This is a genomic window from Maritimimonas rapanae (assembly GCF_057837205.1).
In genome coordinates this window covers 247,000-260,515 of record NZ_JBYQFI010000001.1, presented here as the reverse complement: position 1 = coordinate 260,515, position 13,516 = coordinate 247,000, and the positions used below count along the sequence as shown (strand labels likewise).

General features: G+C 33.1%; 8 protein-coding genes. 6 read left to right on the top strand and 2 right to left on the bottom strand.

Features of this window, described 5'->3' with window-relative positions; translation table 11 throughout:
- Positions 1 to 5 precede the first annotated feature (5 nt).
- Entirely contained in the window at positions 6 to 3,071 is a 3,066-nt protein-coding gene (locus tag AC3IF2_RS01185) for a TAT-variant-translocated molybdopterin oxidoreductase (RefSeq protein WP_489165182.1), read from the bottom strand.
- Positions 3,072 to 3,119: 48 nt separating this feature from the next.
- On the bottom strand, positions 3,120 to 4,328 hold the full coding sequence (locus tag AC3IF2_RS01180; protein WP_489165180.1) for a c-type cytochrome: 1,209 nt from the start codon (positions 4,326 to 4,328) through the stop codon (positions 3,120 to 3,122).
- Positions 4,329 to 4,551: 223 nt separating this feature from the next.
- Between AC3IF2_RS01180 and AC3IF2_RS01175 the strand changes: the two genes are divergently transcribed.
- From AC3IF2_RS01175 to AC3IF2_RS01150, 6 genes are all read left to right on the top strand, one after another.
- The gene (locus tag AC3IF2_RS01175; RefSeq protein WP_489165179.1) at positions 4,552 to 4,950 is read left to right on the top strand and encodes an SPOR domain-containing protein; all 399 of its coding nucleotides are present in this window, start codon (positions 4,552 to 4,554) and stop codon (positions 4,948 to 4,950) included.
- A 73-nt stretch (positions 4,951 to 5,023) separates the two neighbouring features.
- Positions 5,024 to 6,046, top strand: coding sequence for a Holliday junction branch migration DNA helicase RuvB (gene ruvB / locus AC3IF2_RS01170; RefSeq protein WP_489165178.1), 1,023 nt, complete (start codon positions 5,024 to 5,026; stop codon positions 6,044 to 6,046).
- A gap of 133 nt (positions 6,047 to 6,179) precedes the next feature.
- Positions 6,180 to 6,806, top strand: coding sequence for a hypothetical protein (locus AC3IF2_RS01165; RefSeq protein WP_489165177.1), 627 nt, complete (start codon positions 6,180 to 6,182; stop codon positions 6,804 to 6,806).
- 248 nt (positions 6,807 to 7,054) lie between these two features.
- Positions 7,055 to 8,155, top strand: coding sequence for a nickel-binding protein (locus AC3IF2_RS01160; protein ID WP_489165176.1), 1,101 nt, complete (start codon positions 7,055 to 7,057; stop codon positions 8,153 to 8,155).
- Positions 8,156 to 8,341: 186 nt separating this feature from the next.
- Entirely contained in the window at positions 8,342 to 9,019 is a 678-nt protein-coding gene (locus tag AC3IF2_RS01155; RefSeq protein ID WP_489165175.1) for a hypothetical protein, read from the top strand.
- Positions 9,020 to 9,185: 166 nt separating this feature from the next.
- Entirely contained in the window at positions 9,186 to 13,277 is a 4,092-nt protein-coding gene (locus AC3IF2_RS01150) for a hybrid sensor histidine kinase/response regulator transcription factor (protein WP_489165174.1), read from the top strand.
- Positions 13,278 to 13,516: the final 239 nt, after the last annotated feature.

Genomic DNA, 13,516 nt, shown 5'->3' with positions numbered 1-13,516 from the left:
TATTATTATGCTTCGTTTGTATTTCTCACATCTAACTGATAGAATACATTTGGCTGTGTACCTACAAAATCTAATAGATGGAATGTTCTTTCATCTTCTTTTAGATGTGCTACTTTACTTTCTTCGTTGTTTACATCACCAAATACCATAGCACCTGTACTACAAGCATTTGCACATGCTACTTCAAATTCATCTTTTTCTACTGGTCTACCCTCGCGTTTTGCTTTAAGGATAGTTGCCTGAGTCATTTGAATACACATTGAACATTTTTCCATAACTCCACGAGAACGTACTACCACATCTGGATTCAACACCATTTTCCCTAAGTCATTGTTCAAGTTATAATCAAACTCGTTATTGTCGAAATATTTAAACCAGTTGAATCTACGTACTTTATAAGGACAGTTATTAGCACAATATCTAGTACCGATACATCTGTTATATGCCATTTGATTCTGACCTTGACGACCATGCGATGTTGCCGCTACCGGACATACCGTTTCACAAGGAGCATGGTTACAGTGTTGGCACATTACCGGTTGAAATGTTACGTCTGGATTATCAGATGGAACTGTTTGTGCATTAAAATATTTGCCTGTACCAAAAATTCCTTCTTCTTTACCTCTTTCTTCAGTCATTTCAGAAGAGTAATATCTATCAATACGCAACCAGTGCATATCTCTACTTCTTCTTATTTCTTCTTTACCAACAACTGGTACGTTATTTTCTGCATGACATGCCACTACACAAGCCGCACAACCAGTACAAGATGCTAAGTCGATCGATAAATTGAATTTAGGTCCAATATTATCTTCGAATTTGTCCCAAAGGTCAACCTTTTCTAATGCAACTGATTGGTGTTCTAACTGAACGTGCGGTGCAGGATTCCAATCATGTTTTGGTTTATTTACAAAATCAGCTAAAGTAGTTTCTCTAATGATCTCATCTCTACCCATCAACGTATGCTGTAATTGAACACAAGCAAACTCATGCTTACCAGCAACTTTTTCAATACTTACAGGTTGATTCGTTGAGAAATTCTGATATAAAGGATACGCATTTACACCAACCTTCATGTTTTCATTAACACCGTCTACTCTACCATAACCTAGAGCAAGACCAATTGAACCTTGAGCTTGACCAGGTTGAATATAAGCTGGAACATTTTCTACGGTTACATCATTAACAGTAACATTTACCAAGTTACCATCTAAAGCTCCGTTAGAAACTGTCCAGTTTTCTAAGTCAAGTTTCTCAGCATCAGGTGCAGAAATTGTAATATAGTTATCCCAAGAGGTTCTTGTGATTGGATCTGGCAATTCTTGCAACCAAGGATTATTTGCCATCTTACCATCACCTAAACCAGTTTTGGTATATAAGTTTAATTCTAAATCAGCAGACTGTACATTCGCTAGAGCTGAAACAGCAGCAGCAATATTTACAGTTGGAGCTGTTTCTTCACCTTCTGAAGTGCTTCCTTCTTCAACTGTAGCTGGAGCAGCACTTGAAGTATGTATACCATCATGCAATGCTTGATTCCAAGAAGTTCCTCCAAGTACATTTGATGCCCAATATGATTTTAGATAGTCATAATAAGATTGGCCTGAACCAATCCATTTTAAAATACTATCTTGAAATTGTCTTGTATTGTGTAAAGGTCTAATTGTTGGTTGCATTAAACCAAAATGACCTTTCTTTGCTTGCATATCTCCCCAAGCTTCTAAATAATGAGGAGTTGTAGCCACATATTGCGAAGCTTTAGCTGTAGCATCATCACTTGAAGAAAATGCAACTGAAAGTTTTACATTTTTTAAAGCTTCTACAAAATCAGCACTATTATATAAGGTATAAGCTGGATCTGCGTTATAAGTTAATACTGCACCAACTTTACCTGCTTTCATGTCAGCTACTAATTGTGTAACTTTAGTATCGTTACCACTTCTAACATATCTAGGGGCTGAAGTATCTATAGCTTTACTACCAATTGCCTTGTTTATTGCTAAAGCAACTAATTGAGCGTTTTTATCATTAGCACCAGCAACAACAACTGCCTTACTACCTGCTTTCTTTAATTGAGTAGCAGCTTTGGCAACATTTTCATCAGAAGGAGTAGTACCATTTACAACAGCACTGTATAAATCATGTAATACCTTTGCTTGTTGCGATGGTTTTACCATGTAACGCTTATCTGCATTACCACCAGTCAATGTCATATTAGACTCAAACTGAATGTGACGAGACATTTTTCCTTTTTTAGGAACGCGTCCTTTTGCATATCCAACTTCAAATCCACCCCCTTGCCAATCTCCTAAGAAATCTGCACCAACCGAAATAATTATGTCAGCTTGACTAAAATCATAATCAGGTAAGGCTCTTTCGCCATACATTGCTTCAAAAGCATCTAACGCAGCAGAGTCTGAAATAGCATCATAAGATATATGCTCTGTATTTGGATATAGCGCTGTAAAATCTTGAATTAATTTAGCAGTTGATGGACTAGCTAAAGTTCCCGTAAGGAAAACTATTTTTTCGTTACTAGCCTTAAGTGCGTTTAACTTAGCACTTACTTCACTATCTAATGTAGCCCAATCTGTATTGTTTTTTGCAGCTTTTGGGCCTTTTAAACGATTATTATCATATAAATCTAAAACCGATGCTTGAACTCTTGCGTTTGTATCTCCATTAGTCTTTGCCAATTTGTTTGGCTCAATTTTAATAGGACGGCCTTCACGAACTTTTACTAAAATACTTGCAAAATCAGTACCATTTGCAATAGAAGATGCATAATAATCTGGCACACCAGGAGTCACATTATCTGGTTTTACCACATAAGGTATCGATTTTATTACTGGGCCTTCACAAGCAGCTAACGAAGCAGCAGCGGTTGTAAAACCCACATATTTTAAAAAGTCCCTACGTGAAGTATCAGAATTTTCTAAAGTTTCTTTATCACCAAGAAAATCGTCTGTAGGTATACTTTCAGCGAATTCGTTTTGTCTCAGCTTTTCAACAATAGAGCTATCTTTTTTTAGCTCTTCAACACTTTTCCAGTATCTCTTGTTTGATGCCATATTAAATTGACTATTTATATTGACTAATGTCTAATTCTTAAATTAATTTTAGTAGTGACACTTACCACATTCTTTACCACCCATCTGAGCTACTGTCACTTTCTCTACGCCATATTTCTTAGATAATTCTTCATGAATCTTAGCATAGTATTCGTTACCTTTTAGGTCAACTTCTGTTTCTTTATGACACTCTATACACCAGCCCATAGTTAAAGGTGAGAACTGACGCATTTCATCCATTTCTTCTACTGGCCCATGACACTGCTGACATTTCAATCCTCCAACTGTAACATGTTGTGAGTGATTAAAATATGCAAAATCTGGTAATGCGTGTACACGTGTCCATTTAATTGGTTTTTGCTCATACCCTTCGATATATGCTAATCTATCTTTGTCAAAACCAATCGCGTCATATATCTTTTGAATTTCTGCATCTAGTTCAGGTTTTCCTAAAGTTTGTCCATCAAACTCTACTGTTATACCGTCAGCAACTTCTTGAATAGATTTATGACAGTTCATACAAACATTTACAGATGGAATACCAGAAGTTTTACTATGCTTAGCGGAAGAGTGACAATATTGACAATCTATTTTATTATCACCAGCATGTATTTTATGAGAAAATGCTATTGGTTGTATAGGTTCATAACCTTCATCAACACCTATAGACATTAATCCTTTATAACCAAAATAAGCAGTTGCTAATAACAGTGCAATTGTTGCTACTAACTTTAAGAACTCATTATTACTTTTAAAGTAAACCCATAAAACTAGTAATAATAATACAAAAAGAACCACATAGGTCATCCATGCTGTAGAAGGTTTCTCCTTAACAACTTCTTCACCACCTCCAGCAACTACTTTCTTATCTATATCTCCATGAGTTGTATATGCTAAAATCGCATCGATATCGTCATCAGATAATTGAGGGAAGGCTGTCATTACAGAGCCATTATACTCATTAAAGATTGCAATCGCATCTGCATCTCCACTAGCTCTTAAAGCTGCATTGTCTTTTATCCAAGCTTTTAACCACTCATTTGTTCTTTTTTCTTCTATATCACCTAATTCTGGACCTATTAAAGTTCCTGATAATTTATGACAAGAAGCACAATTAGCATTGAATATTTTCTTACCTGTTCTAACTTGAGTAGAATCAATTTCTTGTGCCGAAAGTTGAAATGTAAAAAGTAAAAGTAGTGTAAGACTTGAAAGGAATAATCTTAAGATTTGATTGTGTTTATGCACACTTTTCATATTATAATGTATATTTCTGTCTTGTTTGGTACGATTTTTTCTTTAAAACCATTGACATTAAAACACAGTTAGGTCTGGTCAAAAGATTTGACAAAAATAGTATTTATAAATAGTATACAAAATCTAAAAATAATGTTAAATGTAATTTATAATAATTCTAAATAAGCTATTTTTTTAAATAGCTTAAATCAAAGTTTTATTTTTGCATAAATAATCATTCATAATGAGAAAGTTAACTCTTAAACACACGCTCCTTTTAACAATGTTTTCATTGATTTTTGGTAATTATTGCTTTGCGCAAAGTGAAGGAACTATAAAAATTGAAAGTAGTCAAAACATCAAGCAATTAATTGCTAAAAAGAGAGCTTATAACAAAAACCTGAAATATATAAAAGGATATAAAATACAATTATTCTATGGTTCAGAAAATGCTGCCATAGATGTTAGAGATAAATTTGGAACATCATTTATTGATATAAGTTCTGAATTAAAATTTCATTCACCTTATTGGAAGGTTTGGGTAGGTTCATATAAAACTCGATTAGAAGCAGATCGATCTTTAGTAGAAATAAAAGAAGGCTTTCCGAGTGCTATTATTATTCCTGCTAAAGTTAAGATCTAAAATATTTTAAACCATCACTGAAAAGCATCCTATTTAATAAGGATGCTTTTTTATTTTCATCTATATTTGTTTTATGAATGAGCATTTAGATCCTTCAGGTGAATCATTATCACATGAAGAATTAGATATTGAGAAACAATTACGACCATTAAATTTTGATGATTTTACAGGTCAAGATCAGGTTATTGAAAATCTAAAAATATTTGTCGAAGCAGCAAATCAACGTGAAGAAGCGTTAGATCATACACTGTTTCATGGACCTCCCGGACTAGGTAAAACCACCTTGGCACATATTCTAAGTAATGAATTAAATGCAAATATCAAGGTAACATCTGGTCCGGTTTTAGATAAACCAGGTGATCTTGCAGGGTTACTTACCAACCTTGGAGAACGTGATGTTCTTTTTATAGATGAGATTCATCGTTTGAGTCCAATTGTAGAAGAATATCTCTACTCTGCCATGGAGGACTATAAGATAGATATCATGATAGAGTCTGGGCCAAACGCTAGAACGGTACAAATAAACTTAGAACCCTTCACTTTAGTAGGCGCCACTACCCGCTCAGGATTATTGACTGCTCCCATGCGTGCTCGTTTTGGTATTAGTAGTAGATTACATTATTATAAAACTGATTTACTTACTACCATTGTTCAGCGTAGTGCTAAGATTCTAAATGTGCCTATCTCAATGGAAGCGGCTATTGAAATTGCGGGACGAAGTCGCGGCACACCTAGAATTGCCAATGCACTACTTAGAAGAGTGCGCGATTTTGCTCAGATAAAAGGCGATGGAAACATCAATATTGAGATTGCTAAATATGCATTAAAGGCATTAAATGTTGATGCTCATGGCTTAGATGAAATGGATAATAAAATCCTCACCACTATTATTGATAAGTTTAAAGGTGGCCCAGTTGGGATTTCTACCCTTGCTACTGCTGTTGGTGAAAATGGCGAAACTATAGAAGAAGTATACGAACCATTTTTAATTCAAGAAGGGTTTATTATGCGTACACCTCGTGGTCGTGAAGCTACTGAATCTGCCTACAAACATTTAGGGCGAATCAAAACAGGAAAACAAGGAGGATTGTTTTAACTTTTATGTGTTAATCGATCCAATTAATGCTTAATGCAACGTAGGTGTTAGCATTTGAGACCTTGGTTCTACCCATACAGAAACATTCTTCAGAATTTTGACATAACTATTTTATTAACTAATAACTCATGTTATGAAAAATTCAAAAACTAACAGTTTAAAAAAATTGATTACTAGTGTAATCGTAATTATGTTAATTAGCTTCACATTCACATCATGTTCTTCAGAGTCTGAAAGTGAAATTTTAACTGAAGAAAAAGGAGCAAACATCGATCGCTTAACAACCAGGCAAGAACAGGTAGATTTCTTAAAGAAAAAGATGAGGAAGTTTCACAATTTTCAGGTAGCTCAGGCGCAGGGTTACACACAACTAGTAGGACCACCGCCAGATATGTACGTACCTTACATGGGGTATCATTATCTTAATCCAAACAAAGTTAATGGTGAGTTTGATTTACTAGAACCCGAAATTTTAGTGTATCATAGAGATGAAGACGGTAATATGATTTTTGGTGCTGCAGAATATCTAGTTCCTATACCAGATTTTCATCCTCCAATACCAGGAGCCGAACCTCCATTTTGTAATAATAACGAGGAAGTTCCAGTACCTGAAGGATTTATTGGAGATCAAGACGTGTGGTTTGCAAACTGTGAGGCTGGTGGTTATACATTACATGCTTGGGTTGGATTAGAAAATCCTATGGGTGTTTTTCACCACACAAATCCTTTAGTACCTGCGAGTAACCCTACAATAAACTAAATTTCAAGATATATTTTCTAGCAAAATAAATATCCTCTTGAGTTAGTATAAAAGAGAGCTAAAATTTTAGCTCTCTTTTATTATACATTGAATTAAAAAAACTCCTTAATAACAAATTTTTAAGGCTGAAATATTTTTACAAGTCTTTGAATCAAAATTTATATAATGGAGGTAAAAACATCCTTAAATTTGAGTTAATTAATTCAATTTAAGTCATTTATTGTATCTTTATTAAAATAATTTTTGCTATGCCTTTATTTATGGATTTACATGTTGTGCCAGGTGCTACAGCAGAAGCTGTTGCAAAAGCACATCGTGAAGATCTAAAAGCTCAAGAAGATTTTAATTGCCATTGTATTACATATTGGGTAGATGTTGATAGAGGGCGTGCATTTTGTTTAATTGAAGCTCCAAACAAAGAGGCAATTAATAGATTACATAAAAGAACTTTAGGCACTGAACCTTTAGAGATAGTTGAGGTTAATAGAGACGCTGTTAAATCATTTTTAGGACGAGTTCAAGACCCAAAAGTTGCTCAATCTTTCGACGATGCAGTTTATAGTGATTTAAAAATTTTTGATGATCCTGCATTTCGAGTTATAGTTGTAACACAAATAATGAATGATCACCTTTTACAATTAACTCATGGATCTAAAAAAACTGAGCAATTATTATCAACTTATAACAAAACTGTAAAAGAGCAACTAAAGAAACATAAAGGTATGCAGATTAAAGGTGAGCGGTATTTAGCTTCTTTCAAATCAGTATTTCAGGCTGTACAATGTTGCTTAAACGTTCAAAAAAACTTGTCTGATTTGTCTAAACAAATGAATTTAAGGATAAGTATTCATGCTGGGATGCCAGTTACACAAGATCAAGTATTCTTTGGTGATGTTGTTCGTTTAGGAAAATACTTATGCTCAATATGTCAAGTAGGGCAAATAGTAATATCTCCTGTTGTGCGAGATTTATATAAAAAAGAGTATCAAAAATTTACTGATACCGTTAACACCATTAGACCTATAAACTCTTCAGAGGAAACATTCTTAGAATTATTGATGCATACTTTAATTAAAAATTGGCGCAATCCTATATTTGGCATTGATGACTTTTGTTTGAATATGTCTATGAGCAAATCAGAATTATATCGCAAGAGTAAAACAGTTACAGGCATGTCAATTAATGGACTTCTTAAAGAATATCGGTTGCAGAAATCATTAGAGTTGTTAAAAAACAATAGTAGTATAGCAGAAACTGCTTTTGATAGTGGATTCAGTAGTGCTTCCTACTTTACCAAGTGCTTCCATAAACGCTTTGGTATTCAGCCAAAAGTCTTCATGAATAACTAATATAATTCTGACTTTTTTTTACAAGTATTAGAATTATTTGTACCATTATTTCATAGACTAACTAACTATATTTGATTTATAAAAACTATAGTTACGAACTGATTATCACCTAAGCGCTTTGTGATATCTTAACTAAAAATAAATTCGTTTTTAGCCTATCTTTTTATTAATTTTTAAATCAATAATATGAAAAAGTCAATCTTTATATGGTGTCTTTGTGTTACAACAATAATAGCTACGTCATGCTCAAAAAATGACACCATAGAACCGACAGATACAACAACTGTAACTCAAGATAATCTAACCTTTAAATACAATACAACCGTTAGTATAGATAGTGATGTAATCATGAATTATATCAATAACATAAATACTAAATCATCAAAAAACTATAAAAACTCTGCTCCAGTTTTTGATGAAACATTTACATATCAATCAGATGGAAGCTCGACCATCAATACAAATAATTCAGGAGTAACTTTTACTTATAAAGCCTCAGGTATTCCGCATTTTGATCCATCTGGACACGCTGTAACACTCTGGGCAGTTTTCTTTGATCCAGGTGTAGAAATTAAAGAAGAAAATATCGCTTCAATGTATCGAATAAACGGGCATGTGATTGGTAATAATGGAAAAGTGAATTTTGGTGGTAGAGTGAATGTAGGGCAAGAAAAAGATCTCTGGTATGGCATTCCATTAAAAGATGCCAAAAACTTTGTATTATTAGTTATTGCAAAAACTCATGGTGAAGCAATCCCTGCAATTTTAAATGAACAATTAAGTGAATTAGAAGGCGGATGCAATGGTGATGGTCCAGATCCAGACCCACCTTGTTATGAATTCTTATGGTCAGTACATATTTAGATATGGGTAATTGAATCCTAAAACAAGATTATACACAACTAATAAAATCCGAAGCGTTAGGCTTCGGATTTTTCTTTATTGTATGTTAAGTAACCCATCTAAATTAATTCTTAAACTATACAAATAAAAATTTAGTAACTTTAATGAGAATTAACCAATTGAAATCATGGTGATTATTGATCATAGCACAAATGATTTTCAAAAGAAAAAACTTATCTCCCTATTGATAACTATCTTCTTAGTTATTATACATTCTCCTATAGTTTTCGGTCAAATAGAATTTCAAACTCCTAAAATTAAATATTTCACCTTAGAAGATGGCATGTCTCAAGTATCAACCAATGATCTTTTATTAGATCGCAATGGCTTTGTATGGATAGCCACTCAAGACGGGTTAAATAAATTTGACGGAGATCTATTCAAACACTTTAAGCATAATGAACTAGATTCTACAAGTGTTTCCGGAAACTTAATCAATAAACTTCTCGAAGATAATTCTCATAAAATATGGGTAGGTACAATCGGTAACGGTTTAAATCTTTTTGATTCAGAACTTGAAACTTTTCGTCGAATTAAACTAACCAATTCAAAAGATGAAAATGAAATTATTTCTGGACTAGTAAAAGATAATAATGACGCTATTTGGGTAGCTTCAAGAATTTCCGGACTGCATCATCTCAAACTTAAAGAAGCAAATAATTACACCCAAGAACATTATTTTAAAAATCAGCCTCTAAGTGCTTTGCATTATAGTGATAACGGAACGCTTTGGGTTGGTAAACTAGATGGTTCTGTTTATAAATCTAAGCAAGAAAACAAACATTTTTTTGATAACACTCCAGAATTTACTGTAAAGGGAAATGTTCAGGCAATCTACGACACAGGTAAAAGTCTACTAATAGGAGGCGACTTTGGCTTTCATTTATATGATTTTCAAAGTAAAAAAATTACATTAATAGAACTTGAACAAACTGGTAGTTTTGAAACCAAGCATGTAATAGATTTTTTAAAAGAAAATGATTCAACTGTTTGGGTACCTACTGGCAATGGACTTTACCTATTCGATTGGTCAAAGAAAAAAGTACTAATAAGTATATCTGCAGAAGATAAAAATGGATTAAGTAACGGAACTGTTCAATCACTTCTTAAACTGCCTAACCAACAGTTACTTGTTGGAACTGCCAATTATTTAAACCTTTTAGACTTTAATGATAATTACTTTAACAATATTTCAAAAGATCAACGTGGTGCCCACCTACTTAATGACAATGTGATTTTTTCAGTTTTAAAAGACAAAAATGATCTTTGGATTGGCACATCTGATGGTGGTTTAAATCTTCTACGAAATAATAAATCATATTTTTTTGACAGAAAATCTAAAAAAGAAGCCAATATTTCGGGAGTAGTACGATCAATTTTAAAAGATGAAAAAAATGAACGTTTATGGCTAGCTACAACACGAGGTCTTTACCTGATTAACCTAAAAACCTTTGATCCTGATCATCCAAAATTTTTATTATTTAAACACGATCCTAACAACTTAAATTCTATCAGTGGTGATTTTATTAAAGATCTAGCCTTTGATAAAGACATGAATGTATGGGGATCTACTTATGGCCACGGAATTTTTAAACTTAAATATTTAGAAAATGGTGATGTAGATATTGTCAGATATAAGAATGAAATCAATAACCAAAACTCGCTTAGAAATGACTATGTACATTGTATAGAAATAGATACTAAAAATACGGTGTGGATCGGCACTCAAGGTGGACTATCAAGTTTAAATTTTACGGATAATGAGGTAGCGGTATTCAAAAATTACTACCGTGATTCTAATACCGAGAAACCTCTTTCACATAACTCTGTTTATGATATTTTAATTGATAAAGAAAATCGTGTTTGGCTAGGCACAAGAAATGGTTTAAATTTATTCTTAGGGCACAACCAATTTGAATCTTGGGCTCAACAAAAACAATTTCCTAACGCTGTTGTTTATGCTGTACAAGATGATGAATATGGTAACTTATGGCTTGGCACTAATGATGGTTTAGTAAAGTTCGACACAAAACAAAATGTATTTTCTCACTATGACGTTAAAGACGGTATACAAAGTAAAGAATTTGATATTCATGCTAGGTACCGTGATAATAATGGAACTGTTTACTTAGGTGGTATTAAAGGGCTCACTTATTTTAATCCTAATAATTTTAATGAAATTGACAAACCCAAGCCACTTTACTTTTCGCAATTAAGAGTTAAAAATCAAAAAATAAAATATACCAATGCTTCAAAAGGTATATTAAATAACCCTTTATCTGTATCTAAAGAGCTTAAGCTTAATCATAAACAGCTCCCTTTTTATTTAGAAGTGTCTTCTATAGATTATCGCATTCACAAAAACGTTCAACTTGCATACCGTTTACTCCCCGGGAATGATGATTGGGTGGCCCTTAAAGATCGTGAAATCCAATTTTTAAATTTACCGAACGGTACCCACAAACTACAGGTAAATGGTTTTTCTCGTGGCAAAAAATGGAACCAGCCACCTCTTGAAATGAGTATTAAAGTTTTACCACCTTGGTGGGCTACTAGATGGGCTTATACTTTTTATGCTGCTGCATTGTTAGTATTAGGGTATTCCTTTTATCGCTTTCAATTGTCAAAGAAATTAGCAATTGCAGAAAGTAATAAACTAAAAGAATTGAATATTCTTAAAAGCAACCTATATACCAATATCACACATGAATTCAGAACTCCTCTAACAGTTATTTTAGGCTTGGCCGATACGGTTAAAACCGACCTCAGCCAACATCAATACAGAAAAGCAAAAGATGCCATGGAAATCATTGAACGTAATGGTAAAGGATTACTACAGTTGGTTAATCAATTACTCGGATTAAGCAAAATGGAAAGTGGTTCAACGGAATTGAATATGATTCAGGCAGATGTTATACCATTCCTTAGGTATATATGTGAAAGTGCCGAATCTTTAGCCAAAACTGCTAATATAGATGTAATGATTTATTCTGAGGTTGACGAATTAATTATGGATTTTGATGATGGAAAACTACAAACTATAATGAACAATTTACTGTCTAATGCTATTAAATTTTCTCCTCCCGAAGAAAAAATAATAGTACACATTAATGAAGAAAATATTAATGATAATAATGTTTTGCAAATTAAAATTAAAGATCATGGTATTGGTATCCCGCAAAAAGCGTTGCCCCATATTTTTGATCGCTTCTATCAAGTAAGAAATTCATTTTCAAAAACAGGTAAAGGTACTGGAATCGGCTTAGCACTTTCTAAAGAACTTGCAGAATTAATGAACGGTTCTTTAACGGCTAAAAGTAAAGTAAATAAAGGTTCATCGTTTATTTTAACATTACCCATTACTAAAAAAGCAGCAACTTTATCAAAGGTATACCCTGAAGAGGAAAAAACTATAAATTCAAATTGGAATGATTCCAGTTGGTCACTTCCTTCATTAAATAATAACCAAAATCTTCCTCAAGCACTTATTATTGAGGACAATAAAGATGTAATCTATTATTTAAAGATTTGCCTACTCGATAAATACCAATGTCTTGTTGCTAATGATGGAGAGGAGGGAATTGCAAAAGCTTTTGACAAAATACCTGACATTATAATAAGTGATGTTATGATGCCTAAAAAAGATGGTTATGAAGTCTGTAACATGTTAAAAAATGATCATAGAACAGATCACATCCCTATTATTTTATTGACCGCAAAAGCAAATAAAAAAGATCGAATTAAAGGACTTAAGCACGGTGCTGATGCTTATTTAACAAAACCATTCTTAAAAGCTGAATTATTAACTAGATTAGATCAACTGATACTGGTTCGTAAACGAATGAAGCAGTCATTAGCTTCCAATAATTTCTCTCAATTATTGCATACAGAGTCAGACAAACCCGAAACCAAGTTTTTACAAAAAGTAATTGAAAGCATATATTCTGAAATTGAAAATCCTGATTTTGGCTCTCGTCATTTAGCTCAAAAGCTAAGATTAAGCGAATCTCAAATTTATAGGAAACTAAAAGCTGTAACAGACAAATCTACAGCCGTATTTATTCGTTCTGTTCGACTTGAAAAAGCCAAAGAAATCATTCAGTCTACAGATAAAACCATCTCAGAAGTCGCTTATGAGGTAGGTTTTAATGATCCTTCATGGTTCAGCAGAGCTTTTAAAGAAGAATATGGCCACTCACCAAGTGCAATACACAAATAATTATCAATCAGATAGTTAAATACACCTCCTTTGTTATCATGACAAAATAGTGCTAGACATTTATATCTCTTGCACAAATACTTCTACAAATTAATAAATAGGTAAAAGCGCTTCTTAGCTACCATATATAGCTTGCAGTAAAATTTAACATTAATCTGTTAATCCTATTGCTAACATCAATCCAACACTGACTTAAAAAAATAAGGAACATGAAACAATTCGCAATTTTAATATTAGTT